The sequence below is a fragment of the Enterococcus sp. DIV1208 genome, assembly GCF_050530455.1.
GTDB classification, from domain to species: Bacteria; Bacillota; Bacilli; order Lactobacillales; family Enterococcaceae; genus Enterococcus_B; species Enterococcus_B hirae.
The window spans coordinates 379,487-397,033 of sequence record NZ_CP172887.1; the positions used below are offsets into that span (position 1 = coordinate 379,487).

Annotated in this window: 19 protein-coding genes; 14 read left to right on the forward strand and 5 right to left on the reverse strand. The window is 38.0% G+C overall.

Features of this window, described 5'->3' with window-relative positions; genetic code table 11:
* Nucleotides 1-10 precede the first annotated feature (10 nt).
* The gene (locus IGK91_RS01740) at nucleotides 11-523 is read left to right on the forward strand and encodes a type 1 glutamine amidotransferase domain-containing protein (RefSeq protein WP_010738518.1); all 513 of its coding nucleotides are present in this window, start codon (nucleotides 11-13) and stop codon (nucleotides 521-523) included.
* 283 nt (nucleotides 524-806) lie between these two features.
* Here the strand turns inward: IGK91_RS01740 and IGK91_RS01745 are convergent, their stop codons facing one another.
* The gene (locus IGK91_RS01745) at nucleotides 807-1,478 is read right to left on the reverse strand and encodes a ClpXP adapter SpxH family protein (protein ID WP_034699468.1); all 672 of its coding nucleotides are present in this window, start codon (nucleotides 1,476-1,478) and stop codon (nucleotides 807-809) included.
* A 117-nt stretch (nucleotides 1,479-1,595) separates the two neighbouring features.
* Entirely contained in the window at nucleotides 1,596-2,171 is a 576-nt protein-coding gene (locus tag IGK91_RS01750) for a CYTH domain-containing protein (protein WP_025480558.1), read from the reverse strand.
* Between the two features lie 130 nt (nucleotides 2,172-2,301).
* Here IGK91_RS01750 and IGK91_RS01755 point away from each other — a divergent pair, with 130 nt between their 5' ends.
* The 4 genes from IGK91_RS01755 to mgtE are packed head-to-tail and all read left to right on the forward strand — an operon-like array spanning nucleotide 2,302 to nucleotide 6,058.
* Nucleotides 2,302-3,003 carry a GTP pyrophosphokinase gene (locus IGK91_RS01755; protein ID WP_034866094.1) on the forward strand — a complete coding sequence of 234 codons (702 nt, stop codon included), beginning with the start codon at nucleotides 2,302-2,304 and terminating at the stop codon, nucleotides 3,001-3,003.
* Nucleotides 2,981-3,778: an NAD kinase gene (locus IGK91_RS01760; protein WP_181934177.1), complete on the forward strand. Its 798-nt coding sequence runs from the start codon at nucleotides 2,981-2,983 to the stop codon at nucleotides 3,776-3,778. Before IGK91_RS01755 ends, IGK91_RS01760 begins: the two co-directional genes overlap by 23 nt.
* Nucleotide 3,779: 1 nt before the next feature.
* Nucleotides 3,780-4,679 (forward strand): RluA family pseudouridine synthase, encoded by a 900-nt coding sequence (locus IGK91_RS01765; protein WP_010720168.1) that lies wholly within the window; start codon nucleotides 3,780-3,782, stop codon nucleotides 4,677-4,679.
* Between the two features lie 17 nt (nucleotides 4,680-4,696).
* The gene (gene mgtE / locus IGK91_RS01770) at nucleotides 4,697-6,058 is read left to right on the forward strand and encodes a magnesium transporter (RefSeq protein WP_010720167.1); all 1,362 of its coding nucleotides are present in this window, start codon (nucleotides 4,697-4,699) and stop codon (nucleotides 6,056-6,058) included.
* 104 nt (nucleotides 6,059-6,162) lie between these two features.
* Here the strand turns inward: mgtE and IGK91_RS01775 are convergent, their stop codons facing one another.
* The gene (locus tag IGK91_RS01775; RefSeq protein ID WP_010720166.1) at nucleotides 6,163-6,801 is read right to left on the reverse strand and encodes a copper homeostasis protein CutC; all 639 of its coding nucleotides are present in this window, start codon (nucleotides 6,799-6,801) and stop codon (nucleotides 6,163-6,165) included.
* A 140-nt stretch (nucleotides 6,802-6,941) separates the two neighbouring features.
* Between IGK91_RS01775 and IGK91_RS01780 the strand changes: the two genes are divergently transcribed.
* The 4 genes from IGK91_RS01780 to recD2 all read left to right on the forward strand — a co-directional run bounded on the left by IGK91_RS01780 (nucleotide 6,942) and on the right by recD2 (nucleotide 12,080).
* The gene (locus IGK91_RS01780; RefSeq protein WP_010720165.1) at nucleotides 6,942-7,799 is read left to right on the forward strand and encodes a methyltransferase domain-containing protein; all 858 of its coding nucleotides are present in this window, start codon (nucleotides 6,942-6,944) and stop codon (nucleotides 7,797-7,799) included.
* A gap of 222 nt (nucleotides 7,800-8,021) precedes the next feature.
* Nucleotides 8,022-8,525: a tRNA (uridine(34)/cytosine(34)/5-carboxymethylaminomethyluridine(34)-2'-O)-methyltransferase TrmL gene (gene trmL, locus IGK91_RS01785; RefSeq protein ID WP_010720164.1), complete on the forward strand. Its 504-nt coding sequence runs from the start codon at nucleotides 8,022-8,024 to the stop codon at nucleotides 8,523-8,525.
* A gap of 263 nt (nucleotides 8,526-8,788) precedes the next feature.
* Nucleotides 8,789-9,445, forward strand: a complete 657-nt coding sequence (locus tag IGK91_RS01790; RefSeq protein WP_081123489.1) for a histidine phosphatase family protein — start codon at nucleotides 8,789-8,791, stop codon at nucleotides 9,443-9,445.
* A gap of 19 nt (nucleotides 9,446-9,464) precedes the next feature.
* Nucleotides 9,465-12,080, forward strand: a complete 2,616-nt coding sequence (gene recD2 / locus IGK91_RS01795) for an SF1B family DNA helicase RecD2 (protein ID WP_081123490.1) — start codon at nucleotides 9,465-9,467, stop codon at nucleotides 12,078-12,080.
* 426 nt (nucleotides 12,081-12,506) lie between these two features.
* Here recD2 and IGK91_RS01800 read toward each other — a convergent pair whose 3' ends face one another.
* The gene (locus IGK91_RS01800) at nucleotides 12,507-13,484 is read right to left on the reverse strand and encodes a diacylglycerol/lipid kinase family protein (protein ID WP_010738512.1); all 978 of its coding nucleotides are present in this window, start codon (nucleotides 13,482-13,484) and stop codon (nucleotides 12,507-12,509) included.
* 426 nt (nucleotides 13,485-13,910) lie between these two features.
* Here IGK91_RS01800 and IGK91_RS01805 point away from each other — a divergent pair, with 426 nt between their 5' ends.
* A complete protein-coding gene (locus IGK91_RS01805) occupies nucleotides 13,911-14,414 on the forward strand; it encodes a QueT transporter family protein (RefSeq protein WP_010738511.1) in 504 nt (167 codons plus the stop codon).
* A 210-nt stretch (nucleotides 14,415-14,624) separates the two neighbouring features.
* On the opposite strand, the gene cbpA is transcribed toward IGK91_RS01805, so the two are convergent.
* Entirely contained in the window at nucleotides 14,625-15,266 is a 642-nt protein-coding gene (gene cbpA / locus IGK91_RS01810) for a cyclic di-AMP binding protein CbpA (RefSeq protein WP_010738510.1), read from the reverse strand.
* 160 nt (nucleotides 15,267-15,426) lie between these two features.
* Between cbpA and rpmG the strand changes: the two genes are divergently transcribed.
* The 4 genes from rpmG (at nucleotide 15,427) to IGK91_RS01830 (ending at nucleotide 17,541) form a co-directional block, all read left to right on the forward strand.
* Nucleotides 15,427-15,579 (forward strand): 50S ribosomal protein L33, encoded by a 153-nt coding sequence (gene rpmG, locus IGK91_RS01815; protein WP_002294578.1) that lies wholly within the window; start codon nucleotides 15,427-15,429, stop codon nucleotides 15,577-15,579.
* Nucleotides 15,580-15,597: 18 nt separating this feature from the next.
* Nucleotides 15,598-15,768 carry a preprotein translocase subunit SecE gene (secE, locus tag IGK91_RS01820; protein ID WP_010720158.1) on the forward strand — a complete coding sequence of 57 codons (171 nt, stop codon included), beginning with the start codon at nucleotides 15,598-15,600 and terminating at the stop codon, nucleotides 15,766-15,768.
* A 99-nt stretch (nucleotides 15,769-15,867) separates the two neighbouring features.
* Nucleotides 15,868-16,413 carry a transcription termination/antitermination protein NusG gene (gene nusG, locus IGK91_RS01825; RefSeq protein WP_010720157.1) on the forward strand — a complete coding sequence of 182 codons (546 nt, stop codon included), beginning with the start codon at nucleotides 15,868-15,870 and terminating at the stop codon, nucleotides 16,411-16,413.
* A gap of 243 nt (nucleotides 16,414-16,656) precedes the next feature.
* Complete coding sequence (locus IGK91_RS01830; RefSeq protein ID WP_010738509.1) at nucleotides 16,657-17,541, forward strand: alpha/beta fold hydrolase; 885 nt, start codon at nucleotides 16,657-16,659, stop codon at nucleotides 17,539-17,541.
* Nucleotides 17,542-17,547 lie beyond the last annotated feature (6 nt).

Consider the following 17,547-nt stretch of genomic DNA (forward strand, 5'->3'; position numbering starts at 1 on the left):
AAGAGAACAAATGGCAAAAAAAGTTGCAGCAATCGTTACAGATTTAGTTGAAGATGTGGAACTAACGTCACCGAAAGAAGCACTAGAAAAGGCTGGACATACAGTGACTTTGATTGGGTTTGAAGGAAATCAAACAATCAAAGGAAAAAAAGGCGCAGAATTCACAGTCGAACAAAGTATTGCAGATGTTTCTCCTGAAGACTTCGATGCGCTATTGATACCAGGGGGATTTTCACCGGATCAATTACGAGCAGATCAACGATTCGTTGATTTTGTTTCTTACTTTTTAAAAAATGATCAACCGTTATTTGCAATTTGTCACGGTCCACAACTATTTATTCAAACAGGTTTAACTGAAGGACGGACAATGACAGCTTATGATACGGTACGTCCAGATATCGAATATGCTGGTGCCGTCGTGAAGGATGAGCCAGTGGTAATTGATCGAGGCTTGATTACTAGCCGAAATCCTGATGATATTCCAGCATTTAACGAAGCAATCGTTGAAGCACTAGCAAACTAATTTGAAAAGTTTAGTTCTAAACATTAAAAAAGCAGTCGTATCGGTCGAAAATGGCATCAGCTATTTTCTGAAGGATGCGATTGCTTTTTGTCGTTTTTCGAAAAACTCTTTCTTATTTCTTGATGCTACACACTTTTATCTCAACCTCAGACGATGCTATTAGTCCATGTTGGTAAAGATTCCCATGTTTTTCTACAAGCACTAACTAACCGTTTTTCGAATACTTAGCGATCTAAGTACTTGAAAAACGGTTAGTTAGTGAAACGAATGGTTCTTGACGTGATTAGTTAGAGAGTAAATATAAATGGCTACTTCCTGGTTGTAAGCGAGAATCATTTGTATGTAAATGTTCACCATCAAAAATTTGATAAGAATCATTTTTAGTCTTACAAAGTTCTTTTATTTTTCGGACTGTATTTGTGCCTTCAATTAAGACACCGAAGTCTTGTTCACAGGAGTAGTTATACACTACAGCAGAAGGATGTTTGGTGATGCCCATTTCTCGAGCAATTTTTTGATCAGAGAAAAAAACTTCTTTAACAAACTCGGATTGACGATCTTCTTTGAACATCTCGATATCGCCGCCGACTTCTGCAAAAAGTGATTCAGCAAGTTCTGGAGAATACGGTACTTTATTACAACCTACAGCTTCTTGCATTTTGATCAAAAATTGACGTCCTTTTTTCTTACCTTGGAACTGTGCCGCTTTACAGTCTAACGCAGCAGAATAGGTAGTTGAAAATAAGTGGTTACGCGTAACGAGGTCGTTTTGAGAAATTCCGTTACGTTGCATGACATCCCCAATTGTCTGCAAATTAACTAAAGGCAGAAAACGAAATTGCATCTTTTCTTTGGATGTTTTTCCGTACTCTTCTTCAATAAATTGTAATAACTGTTGTTCTAGTGTAAAACAATGTTTCCCCAAAGGATTAACAAATAAATAGATTTCGATCATATGAATCTCCCCCAAAATAGATTCTATACAACTCGTGAATTCTTTTATTCACAACGTATAACTTAACAGAAAAATGATAAAAAATGAACTCAAGTGCCTTGTGAAAATGATAGAACTTTAATTTTTCGCTGCTAGCATCCGTTGAATTTTATTTTTAGCTGGTCGATAAGGGAAAGAATGTCTTTCCAAAAACGCTAAAAAGGCAGATTTACCAAGAGTAGCATCAGATACTTCTAACTCCAGTTCAAAATCATGTAATTGTTCTCCAAAACTTTCATCAATCGCTAAAAGACCTTCCTCAATGTGAAATTCCGCACGTTTGGTAGTAATGTCTCCAATTTTGCCCAATTCATCCGAAGGAACAGCCAATTCTAACAATTTTTGAAAAACAGCACCCTGACGTGGTAATTGACGTTGCTCAATGAAAGAGAGTGCTTCCTCTTTGCTTAAAGTATCAGTGGTTTCAAGTTTTCCTTCTTTTGCAGGTGTTTTTAGTGTATATTCTGCCCGATCTTCAAGTAATCGGATGCGTAATCCACAATTTTTTTGTGCTAGCTGTCCATCTGGTGTATCAAAATAGATATTCGTTTGAACCGTAAAATCTTCTGGTTTTAGTTGATAATACTGGATCAATTGACTATATTCTTGTTGCGTCAGCATGGACTTGTATTCAATTTCTAACATTTCAGACATAATGATCGCCCCTTTCATTCATTCTGCCTAATTTTTCCTTTTTGGTCAATACAAAAAGCCGAGAGGTACAAAAAAACTTCATTTATATGTTAAAATAGAAAAGAATGTTAACGAAGTAGAGGGATCAGCGATGGAACGAGATTGGGAAGAGTTTTTAGCACCGTATGAACAAACAGTATCAGAATTAAAAGTAAAGTTACGCGGGATCCGTAAGCAATTCAGAGAACAAAACCGACATGTTCCGATTGAGTTTGTTACTGGACGAGTCAAACCAGTCGATAGCATTGTGACAAAATCACAGCTGCGTCATATTCCGATGAGCCGTTTAGAAGAAGAAATGTCTGATATTGCTGGATTACGAATCATGTGTCAGTTTGTAGAAGATATCCACCAAGTAGTAGATATCATTCGTAAAAGAAAAGATATGAAAGTGATTCAAGAAAGAGATTATATTACAAATAAAAAAGCCAGTGGGTATCGTTCGTATCATTTAGTGATTGAGTATCCTGTTCAGTTGATCAGTGGCGAAAAGAAAATTTTAGCTGAAATTCAAATCCGGACGTTAGCTATGAACTTTTGGGCGACAATCGAACACTCATTGAACTATAAATATCAAGGCGTGTTTCCTGAAGAAATGAGTGAAAGACTCCAACGTGCGGCAGAAGCGGCTTATCAATTGGACGAAGAAATGTCCAATATTCGGGAAGAAATCCAAGAAGCTCAACGTCTGTTTTCCCATGGTAGAGGAAAACGAGATGACGTTTACTATCGTACCGTATTAAATCGAGAGAAAAAAGAGGAGGCCACGGATGAAAGTAGCGATCGTTCATAACCAAGAAGCGAAAACAATTGAAGTTACCGAACGATTGAAAGCTCTTTTGACACAATCGGCTATTCAAATCGACGGACAACGCCCCGATTTAGTGATTTCCGTAGGTGGTGATGGGACGTTATTGTCCGCTTTTCACAAGTATAGCCATCTATTAAATGAAGTTCGTTTTTTAGGGGTCCATACAGGGCACTTAGGTTTTTATACGGATTGGCGTGACTATGAATTGGAAGAATTAGTCAATAGCTTACAGACCAATCAAGAACAAAGTGTAAGTTATCCTTTGCTCGATATAAAGATCAGTTATTTAGATGATAAGCCGGCAAAACATTTCTTGGCTTTGAATGAATCCACGATTAAACGATCAAATCGGACGATGGTTGCCGATGTATATATCAAAAATGAATTGTTTGAAAGTTTCAGAGGGGACGGATTGGCTGTGTCTACGCCAACAGGTTCAACCGCTTATAATAAAAGTATCGGCGGGGCAGTTATTCATCCGAGTATCAATGCCTTTCAGTTAACTGAAATTGCTTCATTAAATAATCGAGTCTTTCGTACACTCGGTTCGCCTATGGTCATCGCACAAGGCGAATGGCTGGAAATCAAATTAGAAAATACAGAGGATTATCTTGTTACAGTCGACCAATTGGATATTAAGGAATCGAATATTCGTTCCATCTATTATCGCATTGCAAAAGAGCGAATTCATTTTGCTTCTTATCGCCATATGCATTTTTGGCATCGTGTAAAAGATTCCTTTATTGGTGAGGGATAACATGGAATTTGTGTGGACGTATGAAAAAAATCATCCGCAGCAGATAAAATATTTTTTAAAAGAAAAAGGAATTTCTAAAGGTTTGTTAGCGAAAATCAAATTTCAAGGTGGCGAGATCAAAGTAAATGGTCAAACTGAAAATGTCTTGTTTTCTCTATCGTACAATGATAAGGTAACGATTGTCATTCCAGCAGAAGGCGAACATGAAACGGTGCTTTTAGATGAAACACCGATCGAGATCGTTTACGAAGATGAACATCTTTTAGTTGTGAATAAACCAGCTGGCGTCTCTTCGATTCCAGCACAATATCATCCAAACTATACGATGGCTAATCGAGTAAAAGCTTATTACAAACGACAAGGTTACGAAAATCAAGTCATTCATGTGGTGACAAGACTAGATCGGGATACTTCTGGGTTGATGTTGTTTGCCAAACATGGCTTTGCTCATGCAAAGTTAGATGTACAGCTTCGAGAAAAACGATTTGTGAAGAAATACCAAGCACTTGTGAGTGGCGAAATAACTAAATTGGCACCCCACGGCTGGATTGACCTTCCAATTGCGAGAGACCAATCTTCTTTACTGAAACGGATGGTTTCGACAGCTGGGCGAAGCGCACAAACCGAATATTGGTTAACGAAAAACACCGCAGAGGTTGCTTTGGTAGATATCCAACTGCATACGGGGAGAACCCATCAAATCAGAGTTCATTTTTCAGAAATTGGCTGTGCGCTATTAGGAGATGAAATGTATGGTGGGCGTATGGATCTTGGAATAGCAAGACAAGCTTTACATTGTTACGACCTGCGTTTTGATCATCCTTTTACACAGGAACGATTGGAATTTAAACAGCCTTTGGCTAAAGATATGGCGACTGTTCTCCAGCATTTTGAAAGTTAGGGTGAGGTGAGATAGAGTTGGATGAAAATCAAGAACTAGAGGAACGATTTGCCCAGTTACTACAGGATTTAAGAGAAAATAACCTACAGGAATTTAGAAATAGTTTCCTGGAAATGCATATTTACGAGCAGGGGCAATTCTATCAATCTCTGAACGAAGAGGATCGTCAACTGATCTATTCCTACTTATCTCCTAAAGAATTGGCAGATATGTTTGATGTGATTGAAGAAGACAATGAATATATGAAAGAGTATTTAGCTGAGATGCGTCCGAGTTATGCTGCAGAAATGCTTTCAGAGATGTATACCGATAATGCGGTAGATTTGCTAAATACCTTAGATAAAAAACAAGTCGCTAAATATTTAAGTTTAATGACTACTGACGATGCTAGTGAAATCAAAGAGTTGTTACACTATGAAGATGAAACAGCTGGCGCGATCATGACGACAGAATTTGTTTCGATCGTGGCGAATCAAACGGTTCGTTCTGCGATGTATGTCTTAAAAAACGAAGCAGATGTAGCTGAAACCATTTACTATATCTATGTCGTCAATCAAGAAGAACAATTGGTTGGAGTTATTTCATTGCGGGATTTGATCGTTAATGATGATGATGCAATGATCTCTGACTTGATGAGCGAACGTGTGTTATCCGTCCATGTGGGGGATGACCAAGAAGATGTCGCGCAAACCTTTCGTGATTATGACTTTCTAGCATTACCCGTAACAGATTACGATGACCATCTACTGGGGATCGTAACAGTTGATGATATTATTGATGTTATTGATGATGAGGCTGCAAGTGATTACTCTGGTTTGGCAGGGGTCAATGTTGAGGAAATCAATGAAAATCCCGTGAAGTCAGCTGCTAGACGTCTTCCTTGGTTGATCACCTTATTATTTTTAGGGATGTCTACGGCTTCGTTGATCAGCCATTACGAAGAACTGGTGAGTGAAGCAAGTATTTTAGCCGTCTTCATTTCGTTGATCACCGGAACTGCGGGGAATGCTGGCACCCAATCATTGGCGGTTGCAGTTCGCCGTTTGGCTGTTTCTGACGACAAAGATGCTGGTTTTGTCCGTTTGATTCTAGCTGAAGTACTCACAGGACTTGTGACAGGGGCAATCACTGGCTTGACGATCTTTTTGATTGTAGGAATTTGGAAGCATAACTTTATTTTAGGCTTTGTAATTGGGATTGCCATGTTATTTGCGATTACTGTAGCCAACTTGGCAGGAAGCTTGATTCCGATGTTGATGGATCGCTTAGGGTTTGATCCTGCCGTGGCTAGTGGTCCTTTTATTACCACCTTGAGTGATTTGACTAGTGTCTTGATCTATTTCAACATCGCTTCATTGTTTATGGGGTATTTTATGTAGCCATTCCTTTTGAGATGGTGCAACAAGTCTGTGATAAAAATAAAAAACGTAAGGAGCAAAGTAATCAACTTGCTTCTTACGTTTTTATTATTACTAGAAAAAATTTAGTCGAATGAAACGATCTTTGTTCCATGAACTTCATTCACGCCTAGTTCTTTGGCAACATGTTCTGCATTTTTGTAATCGATCTTGCCACCAGGTAAGATGATCAGACGTCCGTCAGCATAAGCAATCAATTTTTTTAAATGGTCAAAATTGGCTTCAATTGGTGCGTTCGCATCTCCACCATGAGTTAAAATACGGTCTACACCGTGTTCAACCAGCCAATCAATTGCTTCAAATTGCCGTTCTTGCGGGATACAATCAAAAGCCATGTGGAACGTGATTTGTAGACCTTCTGAGGTTTCGATCAATAATTCCATTGCCTCTTCATCAATCCAATTTGAAGGAGTCAAACAGCCTATAACTACGCCATCTGTACCTAATTTCTTTGCTTCGATTAAATCAGTATGCATGATCTTTAATTCAATATCATTGTAGACAAAATCGCCACCTCGTGGTCGGATAATTGTCATTACAGGTACTTCTTTTTCATTGGCATAGCTTAAAACTTCTTCGATCACTCCGGTGCTAGGTGTGGTTCCGCCAGCAGCTAAGTTATCGCATAATTCGATCCGGTTCGCTCCCTTAGCAATTGCTAGAGGAATGGAAGTATAATTTTCTGCACAAAATTCTTTGATCATTTGCCTGCTCCTTTATCATTCGCCTTCTTCTTCTAAAATTGTACCATATTTTTTGTAGTTGCTAAAGTTTTCTTCTAACGGTAAGATGAAAAGGGAATAAAGCAATATTCAACGATTAAAACAAGAAATGAGCAAAAAAAATGTTAAAAAAAATTGATCAAGGTCGCCAATTTTTAAAGGGAAATCAACAGTTGTTCCGATGCCCACTTTGCCATGCTGGAGTAGCAGTCACTGAGAACGGTTTGGTTTGTCATCAGAACCATCGCTTCGACTTATCCAAAAAAGGCACGCTTTACTTTTTATCTCATGGGGTAAAAACGGAATATGATCAGAGTATGTTTGATCCCAGACGTAGAATGATCCAAGCAGGGATGTATCAGCCTGTGATCGACTTGTTAGCACAACAAGTATCGCAGGGATCAGAGGTCTTAGATGTTGGCTGTGGCGAAGGAAGCTTTTTAAATGAATTAGCACGACTGCAACCGTTGAAAAAGGCCGTAGGTTTTGATCTTTCTAAAGAAGGTGTTTATGCGGCTACTGCTCAGCCGGTCGAGGCGTTTTGGTGTGTAGCAGATTTAACCAATCTTCCTTTTGAAGACCAAACATTTACTACGATTCTAAATATTTTTTCGCCTTCTCACTATAAAGAATTTCAACGTGTGCTAACCGATGATGGGGAAGTCTTGAAAATCGTTCCGCAACAAGATTATTTAAAAGAATTACGCCAAGCGTTTTATCCAGACCAGCCTGAGAAACAACAGTATTCAAATGAACGAGTGGTGGCTAAGTTTGCGGAGTCCCTAGAATTGACTGAACGTCGGCGTGTTACTTACGAATTTGATATCCCAGAAAAAAATCGGCAAGATTTGTTAGCGATGTCTCCGCTCGAATGGCAAGTCAGTCAAGACGTCAAAGAGCGTGTGTACCAGAATCCTTTGAAAAAGATTACAATTGACGTAGAATTATTAAAAGGAAATAAGAGAAAACGATTGCAATGAAATTATTCATTTCTAAAGGTTGCAAAAAGAGTTTGTTGATGATATAGTAACGACAAGTTGTTTTTTCATTGGTTTTTATCAGGTTCCTGTTCTGATAAAAGTTAGTGAGAAGAGCTTCACTAACGTAACGACTCGCAGTGACTGACACCGAGTTGATACGTTTTTTTTTTATGCCAAAATCACTACTAGTTAGTTAACATATAGATGAGAGGATGGATCTTAATGAACCATATCGTTTTATTTGAACCATTGATTCCAGCAAATACTGGAAACATTGCCCGAACTTGTGCAGCAACCAACACGCCCTTGCACTTGATTGAACCGTTAGGATTTTCAACAGATGATAAACATCTAAAACGTGCAGGATTGGATTATTGGAACGATGTCAATATTACCTATCATCAAAATTTAGATGCTTTTATGGCTTATTTAGGGGAACGTAAACTTCATTTGGTATCGAAGTTTGCCCATAAAGTATATAGTGACGAAAATTTTGCTGATGGAGAAGACCATTTCTTTTTATTCGGCAAGGAAACAACAGGATTACCTGAAGAATTTATGCGTGAAAATGAAGAAAAATGTTTAAGAATCCCAATGAATGACGAACATGTCCGTTCATTGAATCTCTCAAATACGGCTGCAATGATCGTCTATGAAGCATTGCGCCAACAAGGATTTCCTAATTTAGAGTTAACGCACCATTATGAAAATGATAAACTAGACTAGAGGTCATTTTTCAAGTGCTCTGATTCAAGCATTAAGGAGAAACAAAGAAAAACAGCTTTTCATGTTTTACTTGGTTTAGACTTAATGCACAGAATCAACTTGGAAAATACCGTTTATCAAGAGGCCATTTTCCAAGTGCTCTGATTCAATACGAATAATCACAAGGACTTTTTATTGAAGGAGTTCTTTGTTTTTAAGGAACAAATTTTATAAAATAGTAGCATCATCTTTGTCTAAATGAGCCTATAAGGAGTCCGATATAAATGGAATTATATTTTACCCGACATGGAAAAACACAATGGAATCTCGAACGCCGTTTTCAAGGAAGCCAAGGCGACTCACCACTTTTACCTGAAAGCTATGAGGAAATCAAAGCATTTGGTAAAAAAGTGAAGTATGTACCATTTAAAGCAATCTATTCAAGTACCGCTAAGCGTGCCCGTGACACAGCCGAAGGGATCAATCAGGAATTAGCGCATCCAGTCGAAATTATTTATACTGATAAATTAAGAGAATTGGGTTTAGGAGAATTAGAAGGTCAATCAATTGATGAAATGTACGAACGATATCCGGAAAACCTTCCCAATCTACGTAACCACTTAGATCGTTATGATCCGACACCTTTTAAAGGAGAAGCGATCGAATGTGCCATTACTCGTATTGAAACAGTTGTGGCTGATGCCGTTGCTTTACATGATGGACCGATCTTGTTTGTTGGGCATGGGGCATCATTAACTGCGGCGATCCAATGGTTGACAGGAAAAAAACTGAGTCAACTAAGAGAAATGGGTGGCTTATATAATAGTAGTTTGACGATTTTAGAAACAGGAGAACCCAACAATTTGTTGTCTTATGAATTAAAAGTTTGGAACGAAATTGACTTTTTAGGAAAAGAGACAAAACCAGAACCATTACTCTAATTGGAAAGGAGGCGGCAAGATGCAGCCAGAAGAAATGCCTTATTTTGTTGGTACAGTTGCCGCAATCTTTTTTCAAAATCCAAGTAATTTTTATAAAGTACTGTTGGTTCGGCTCACTGAAACAACAGCTGACTATCGTGAAAAAGAAATTGTGGTCACTGGAAGCTTTGGTGAGATCCAAGAAAATGAGCTTTATCGTTTTTACGGCGAATTAGTCGATCATCCTAAATATGGGCGACAGTTAAAGGTTGAACGCTATGAGCAGGAGAAACCAACAACAGTCAACGGGATCGTGGGTTATCTATCCAGTGAAAAATTTCCTGGGATTGGCAAGAAAACAGCTGAGAAGATCGTGGAGCAACTAGGTGAAGAAGCGATTGAAAAAATCATCGAAGAGCCGTCCGTATTAGAACAAATCGCAGGCTTGAATCAGGCCAAAAGAGATATGATCGTTGAGACGATTCGTTTGAACCATGGGATGGATCAAGTGATCATGGGCTTGAATCGTTATGGCTTTGGTAGTCAGTTAGCTTTTAGTATCTATCAAGCATATAAAAATGAAGCTTTAGATATCATCCAGGAAAATCCCTATCAGTTAGTCGAAGATGTGGAAGGGATCGGCTTTAAAAGAGCAGATAATCTTGCAGAACAATTAGGGATCGCGGCTGATTCACCAAGACGGATTCGAGCTGCAGTTTTACATCAGATTTTTCAACATGCTGTTCAAACTGGCGATACATATGTACCAGCTGAAACGCTTCTTCATCAAACAATCAAAATTTTGGAAACCAGTCGACCAATCGAGATCCAACCTGATCAAGTGGCGACGGTCATTATTCAACTTGTGGAAGAAGGTAAGATCCAACAAGAAGAAACCAATCTCTATGAAAATAGTCTGTATTTCTCAGAATGGGGGATCGGTAACTCGATCCAACGGTTACTTAGTCGGAAAAAAGAAATCAACTATGACGAAAAAAAAGTGCAGAAAAACATTCGGCGAATTGAAAAAATAATTGGTATCCAATATGGAGAATCGCAAGAAAAAGCAATTTCGGAAGCAATCCGGTCACCTTTATTTATTTTAACTGGGGGTCCCGGCACAGGGAAAACAACAGTTATCAATGGGATCGTCAACTTGTTTGCAGAATTAAATGGCTTAGAATTAGATCCAAACAAATATACCCAAGAAATTTTTCCGATTCTACTGGCTGCACCAACTGGTCGAGCAGCCAAACGGATGAACGAGACGACAGGATTACCTGCCAGTACGATCCATCGACTACTAGGTTTGAATGGTCGAGAAAAATCTCCTTCAGTAAGTACGAAAGAATTAGAAGGTGGGTTGTTGATCATCGATGAAATGTCGATGGTCGATACATGGCTAGCTAATACGCTATTTAAAGCCATCCCTACCAACATGCAAGTGATTTTAGTAGGAGATAAAGATCAATTACCATCTGTCGGACCGGGACAAGTCTTGCATGATTTATTAGGAATTGACCAAATCCCGAAAGTGGAATTGAATCAAATTTATCGGCAGGGAGACGGATCAAGTATTATCCCCCTTGCTCATGAAATCAAAGAAGGTCATTTACCAAGTGATTTTTTGCAAAATCAAAAAGATCGTTCTTTCTTTCGAAGCGATGCCTACAGTATCGAACCTTTAATCGCAAAGATTGTTGAAAAAGCCAAAAATAAAGGCTTCACTGCACAAGATATCCAAGTCTTGGCGCCAATGTACCGTGGTCCAGCTGGAATCGATGCGTTAAACAAAATGATGCAGTCGATTTTTAACCCTGGAGGTGCAGGGCGGAAAGAAGTCCACTGGAATGAGACTGTTTATCGAATCGGTGATAAAGTATTACAATTAGTGAACACACCTGAACTCAATGTGTTTAATGGTGATATGGGTGAGATCACGGGGATCGTGTTAGCGAAAGATTCAGAAGATAAAGTGGATGAATTAGTGATTCAATTTGATGCGAATGAAGTGACTTACAAACGCAATGAATGGAATAAAATCACCCTTTCTTATTGTTGTTCGATCCATAAATCTCAAGGAAGCGAATTTAAGATGGTCATTTTACCGATGGTTCATCAGTACCAACGGATGTTGCAACGGAATCTTCTCTACACGGCTGTCACAAGAAGTAAAGAACTATTGATTCTACTAGGGGAAGAACAAGCTTACGTTACCTGCGTTGCGAATGAATCGGCTAGTCGAATGACGACATTGAAGAAGCGGATCGAAGAAAATGACAGTATGAGTCTTGTTACACGGACGAAGCTTGTCGCTTATGAAGATTCCCTTGTAGGTAATGATCCTTTTGAAGAAGGAAATTATACCAAGGCGGGAGAAACTGCTCATTCCGTAAAAACAGAGACAAGTCAACAAGCCACTCAAGAAAATGTCGTAGATTCAACGGAGGGAAATGTTGGCGATGATCTCTTTACTTTATCAGTAGAACAAGACACAACCGAAACGGCTGTCGAATCAAAAGTGATGGAAGAAGCACCAACAGAGCAACTGCCAAAAACATATATTTTAACAACCGAAGCGATTGAAAAACAGTGGATTGATCCAATGATTGGGATGGAGCAAGAGGCTGTGAAAGAAGCGTTTAGCTCCGAATAAGAGAGGATTTTATTAAATAGCTCCTCATATTTTAGAAAATCATCGCTTATTGTTGAGGAGTTGCTTCTTGAACGCCGTTTAGCAAGAGGTCGTGAAAACATCGGGTAGCTCTGATGACAATAAGAAAGAATTTTTTGAAACAGCTTCTCATGTTTTGAAAAATTCAGGCTTATTTCAAGGAGCTGATGTTTGAACACCGTTTATCCGTTTTTAGAGATAGGCAGAAGAGCCTGAGGCAAGTTTTGGCTCAGGCTCACTTGAATCGCTCCTAATGAGAATGTTACTTATTTTTTAAGAGCCAAGAGATAGATAAAGACCGCAAAAGTTAGCCCAACAAGTCTGACTTTTGCGGTCTTTTTAATATCTACAGCTCTTTTTATGGGGTTATCTTCCCCATGGAAGAAAATGTATATAAAATAGGCAAAATCAATGTGACACGTTACACCAAAACAGTTGCTTTTTGGTAGCTAATTGCAAATCAAAAGGTTGTTTTTGGCTATCTTCACCATCTTCTTGACCATACTGAGGAACAGTTGATAGTATGCGCAATCTGCTAGTAGTAAAATGATGGAAATTTTTTGATTTCATTTGCTTTTTCTGTAGTAATAAGAAGATGATTCCCAAGATTTTGAATAAATTCACTCGTTCAACAACAACTAGATCGATCGTTGGTTTGGCAATTTCTGCTGTCGGCGCAATCGCTACACCGCCGCCAAAATAAGGATGGTTCGTTGCAGTACATAAAAAGGCTTTGTCAAAACTGATTTGTTTTCCGCCAATGTCCACTAAGATTGGAAACCCTTTTTGCCAAAAAAAGACACGTAGGATAGAAAATAGGTAAGCAAAAGAACCTAAATTATATTTATTTAATTTTGTTTTTGAAGTAGAGTGGTTTGTAGCATGAACGATTGTCGCATCTAAGCCAATACCAAAATTGTTTACTACTACACCTTGTTTGTCACTCACTTTTTCCTCGTAAGTTAAGAGGTTGATTTCTTGAGGTTTGTTCGTCTTTAGGATATTTTCTAATGCTTTCTCGGCATTTCTAGGTAACCCAATCCCTCGAGCGAAATCATTGCCAGAGCCTGCGGGAATATAGGCTACTGGAAATGCCACATCTAGTTGATAAAAGGTATTTAACACTTGATGCAGTGTACCATCACCACCGATGATCACGAGTAGGGGAAATTCAGACTCGCTTTCTTGTGGTTCGTCTGTCCATTCAACTAATGTTTCTTTTGCTAACTCTTCGGCAATTTTAGCATCATGCCCTGGATACTCACTGTATTGGATCGAATAGTGAAGCTTTTTTTCGGCAAATAGCGGAATCATTTTTTCTGCTACTTTTTTACCAGCACCACTTCCAGCAGCTGGATTGATCAATAAGTAATAATGGAAATTCATTTTTACCTCCTGCATCTGATTCAGAAGATGAGTAAATCTCACTCATTCCACTCATTCATTAAAATAGAAAAAATGATCAAACTATTTTTTGCTTAGTCATTTAGTGAACAAGCAACTGAAACTTCTATCGTTAATTTTACATGGTTTGTGTCTTAGCGAAACTAAGAAAACAAACATTATTTTTTATCCTTGGCTATTATAGCAGAGAAGAGGAATTTTGAAAAAGCACCGTGCATAAATAAGAAGTAAAGTTCACCCTGATTTGAATAAATAGCATGGAAGTAAAAGACTTATATTTAGAGAACGTTTTTTGTAGGAGCAGTTTCAAATCGCGGGGATATCTGCTATAATGAATCCTTGCTTATGACAGCTGCGGTTCATCAACCATCCCGCATTAAAAAAACTAGGAGAAATGAGGAATATTTTATGCAAAAAACGATGGAACGCCAACGATTGATGGTCGTTGTAGTAAATGGAATCATTATGGCTTTGTATTTGGCACTTACGATTTTAGTGGCACCAGTCTCTTCTGGACCTATTCAATTTCGTATTTCTGAAAGCTTGAATCACTTAGTAGTCTTCAACCGGAAATTACTTTGGGGCGTGTTAGGTGGCGTCATTGTCTATAACGCATTTTTTGGTTTTGGTATATTAGATGTGGTCTATGGTGGGGGACAAACCTTGATTTCATTGGGGTTGACTGCTTTGCTACAAAATAAAGTAAAGAATGTCAAAATAAGATTAGCATTAAATACGCTTTTCTTTACAATTAGTATGGGATTGATTGCGTACATGTTGGTACCAACTGGTGGACAAGCATTTTGGACAACTTACGGTACGCTAGCTTTGAGTGAGTTCATCATTATGGCTATTTCTGCACCATTGATGTATTACTTGGATCGTTCCCTAGACTTTGAAAAAAGAGTATAGCGATCAATAGGTAGATATAGGAAAACCTGTTAATCAGTTAAAATATATTTATAAAAAGGGATAACAGTAGTTAAAAGAAATTCATCTTTAGCTACTGTTTTTATTTCTGAAAAATTAGCGGATTGAACCAACCGTTATTGATTCTATCCGCTAATCTTAGTATGTTTTTTTCTATCGTAAAGTCGTAAAGTTGACTGATCCTTTACACATTTATTCAGGGTTTTGTAAATTTTCGATTTCGATCACTTTGTAATTTTTCTTTTCAAGATGGTTCACGATCGTGTCGCAAACTTTTTGATCTGTATGTGCAGGTAACGTGATCAGTGTACGACGGATGTATTCTTCTTTTTCAATATCTAAAGTGATGCAACTTGCGATACTACTATGTTTTGCGATGATTTTAGCGATCGTAGCTAAATCTCCTTGTTTTCCAGTAGAAGCAATCGTTAAAACATAGCTGCCTTGTTCTACGCTCCAAGATTGTGAAAGCATGTTTAGCAATGTACTGTGGGTCAAAATACCGTAGAAATGATTGTCATTGTCAAGAACAGCAATATAAGGCAACTCTTTGATCGTAAAAAATATTTTAAAGAATGAAGTATCTAAATAAATGAATTTTGTTGCATTTTTCAAGAGGTGGGTGACGGGTAAAGTCATATCTCCACCATTCGCTTTGTGACGATAAATGTGCATTTTGTAAATATTTCCACGGAAAATATTTCCTGAAGCATCTAAAATTGGCACACAACGATAACCAGAGGATTCTAGAATCGCTAAGGCTTCTTCCAAGGTACTAGTTTCTGTGACAGTTGTTAAATCTTTTTTCTTATATACGAGTGTTTTTAGTAGCATAAAGTTACCTCCATGTATCTCATTTTTACTTAATTTCAAATTAATCATATCATAATTAATTATAAAACAATAGGTTATTCAATCTCGAATTGACAGAAAATCTTTTCCATGATACTGTAAATGAGTATAATTTTGATTTTCAGTGAGGAGGTAGGAGCGGATGGCAAAGAAGAAAGCAGCATTAGCTTGTTCCGTTTGTGGTTCTAGAAACTATACCAAATCGGTTAGTGAAGGAAAAAGTGGCGAACGTTTGGAAATCAATAAATTTTGTAAATATTGTAATCAATACACATTACATAAAGAAACAAAATAGAGGACAGGAGGGCCCGCAATGAAATTCATTAAAAGTGTAAAAGATGAAATGAAACAAGTGACTTGGCCTAGTGGCAAACAATTACGCAAAGACACACTAGTTGTCATTGAAACATCAATTATCTTTGGTGTGATGTTTTTCGTAATGGACACAGCGATCCAAAGCTTATTTGCTTACTTACTAAAATAAGTCGCTAGTAAAAGCAAGGATATCGTGCTATAATCAACGTGAAGAAAAACTTCGGGAAACTGGGGTTTTTTTATTTTACAACGAAATGAGGAGCCTTTAATGGAATCTTTTGAAAAAAATTGGTATGTACTACATACATACTCTGGTTATGAAAACAAAGTAAAAGCAAATATCGAATCACGTGCGCAAAGTATGAAAATGGCTGACTTTATTTTTCGTGTAGTTGTTCCTGAAGAAACTGAGAAAGAAGTAAAAAACGGAAAAGAAAAAGAAATCGTTCATAAAACATTTCCTGGTTATGTCTTAGTAGAAATGATTATGACAGATGCTTCTTGGTATGTTGTACGTAATACACCTGGTGTAACAGGATTTGTAGGGTCACATGGTGCAGGTAGTAAGCCAGCTCCATTATTGCCAGAAGAAGTAAGTCACATCTTACGTTCAATCGGTATGAGTCTTCGTCAAACAGATCTAGAGATCGAAGTTGGCGAAGTAATCAAGATCATCGAAGGTGCTTTTGCAGGCTTAGAAGGTCAAGTAACTGAAGTAGATGAAGAAAAAGAAAAACTAAAAGTTAATATTGATATGTTTGGTCGTGAAACAAGTACTGAACTTGATTTTGAACAAGTAGATAAAATCGACTAAGTATTCAACTATCTGAGGATGGATTTTTAAATAGAAATCCATGCGACAATCAGATAGCATCACGACTAAAAGATTGAAACCGAGATTTGCAAAAATTGTTTAACCTATTTTTGCAATATTTCGGTTTATTTTTTCAAGTCGTTCACGAATAATCACTAATATAGGTTGGGAATTTGAGCCGATTTGTCAGTGGAAAATTGAGAATGCTAGTCAGAGGATCGATCAAATTAGAAAGGAGAAACAATGAAAAATTGGAGAAAGTCTGGAATCGTCGGCTTTTTATTGATGATCAGTGTTCTTTTTATAAGTGGCTGTCAGACAAAAGAAACAAGTCAGTCGTCTGAAGCTGCTAAGACAGTTGAAACAACGCAAGCAACGAAAGAAAAGGAAACGCAATCGACTACCCCTACTTTGTTTTTCCATGGATATAGTGGGACAGTTAATTCATTCAAAGGAATGATCCAGCGCCTGGAATCATCAGAGAGTGGAAAAAAAGAATTAACATTGACGGTTGATGTCAATGGCAATGTACAGGCAGAAGGAGAACTTTCAAAAGAAGCAGATAATCCAATGATCCAAGTTCTATTTGTAGATAATAAAAATAATGAATGGAACCAAACAGAATGGATCAAAGACTGCTTAAGTTATTTGCAACAGACGTATGGAATCAATCAAGTGAATCTGGTAGGACATTCGATGGGGGGCGTCAGTGGTCTTCGGTATTTAGCTACTTATGGACAAGATCAAACGTTGCCTAAAGTGGATAAATTCGTGGCAATTGCCGCACCATTCAATGACTTTGAAGAAAATAATGGGCAAAGTATCAGCGATGAATTAGCTAATGGTCCAGCGATAGCTTCTAGTCGTTATCAAGACTACCAACGACTTATTGGCAATGTGCCAACCACTACACAAATCCTGCTGATTGCAGGACAAGTGAGTGAGACGGATTTAAGTGATGGGACGGTGCCATTAAGCAGCGCTTTAGCAGTGTATGCGTTATTGAAGCAACATGGAAATCAAGTGGAAGAAAAAGTGATCACAGGGGAGAACGTAACGCATAGTATGCTTCATGAGAATAAAGAAGTTGATGCCCTCACGCGCCAGTTTCTTTGGAACATGAAGTAGAGGGCA

What these genes read in the sequence shown, in the direction of transcription:
- IGK91_RS01740 (WP_010738518.1), top strand. Translation starts at nt 11, where the DNA reads ATGGCAAAAAAAGTTGCAGCAATCGTTACAGATTTAGTTGAAGATGTG.
- IGK91_RS01745 (WP_034699468.1), bottom strand. Translation starts at nt 1,478, where the DNA reads ATGATCGAAATCTATTTATTTGTTAATCCTTTGGGGAAACATTGTTTT.
- IGK91_RS01750 (WP_025480558.1), bottom strand. Translation starts at nt 2,171, where the DNA reads ATGTCTGAAATGTTAGAAATTGAATACAAGTCCATGCTGACGCAACAA.
- IGK91_RS01755 (WP_034866094.1), top strand. Translation starts at nt 2,302, where the DNA reads ATGGAACGAGATTGGGAAGAGTTTTTAGCACCGTATGAACAAACAGTA.
- IGK91_RS01760 (WP_181934177.1), top strand. Translation starts at nt 2,981, where the DNA reads ATGAAAGTAGCGATCGTTCATAACCAAGAAGCGAAAACAATTGAAGTT.
- IGK91_RS01765 (WP_010720168.1), top strand. Translation starts at nt 3,780, where the DNA reads ATGGAATTTGTGTGGACGTATGAAAAAAATCATCCGCAGCAGATAAAA.
- IGK91_RS01775 (WP_010720166.1), bottom strand. Translation starts at nt 6,801, where the DNA reads ATGATCAAAGAATTTTGTGCAGAAAATTATACTTCCATTCCTCTAGCA.
- IGK91_RS01780 (WP_010720165.1), top strand. Translation starts at nt 6,942, where the DNA reads ATGTTAAAAAAAATTGATCAAGGTCGCCAATTTTTAAAGGGAAATCAA.
- trmL (WP_010720164.1), top strand. Translation starts at nt 8,022, where the DNA reads ATGAACCATATCGTTTTATTTGAACCATTGATTCCAGCAAATACTGGA.
- IGK91_RS01790 (WP_081123489.1), top strand. Translation starts at nt 8,789, where the DNA reads ATGGAATTATATTTTACCCGACATGGAAAAACACAATGGAATCTCGAA.
- recD2 (WP_081123490.1), top strand. Translation starts at nt 9,465, where the DNA reads ATGCAGCCAGAAGAAATGCCTTATTTTGTTGGTACAGTTGCCGCAATC.
- IGK91_RS01800 (WP_010738512.1), bottom strand. Translation starts at nt 13,484, where the DNA reads ATGAATTTCCATTATTACTTATTGATCAATCCAGCTGCTGGAAGTGGT.
- IGK91_RS01805 (WP_010738511.1), top strand. Translation starts at nt 13,911, where the DNA reads ATGCAAAAAACGATGGAACGCCAACGATTGATGGTCGTTGTAGTAAAT.
- cbpA (WP_010738510.1), bottom strand. Translation starts at nt 15,266, where the DNA reads ATGCTACTAAAAACACTCGTATATAAGAAAAAAGATTTAACAACTGTC.
- rpmG (WP_002294578.1), top strand. Translation starts at nt 15,427, where the DNA reads ATGGCAAAGAAGAAAGCAGCATTAGCTTGTTCCGTTTGTGGTTCTAGA.
- secE (WP_010720158.1), top strand. Translation starts at nt 15,598, where the DNA reads ATGAAATTCATTAAAAGTGTAAAAGATGAAATGAAACAAGTGACTTGG.
- nusG (WP_010720157.1), top strand. Translation starts at nt 15,868, where the DNA reads ATGGAATCTTTTGAAAAAAATTGGTATGTACTACATACATACTCTGGT.
- IGK91_RS01830 (WP_010738509.1), top strand. Translation starts at nt 16,657, where the DNA reads ATGAAAAATTGGAGAAAGTCTGGAATCGTCGGCTTTTTATTGATGATC.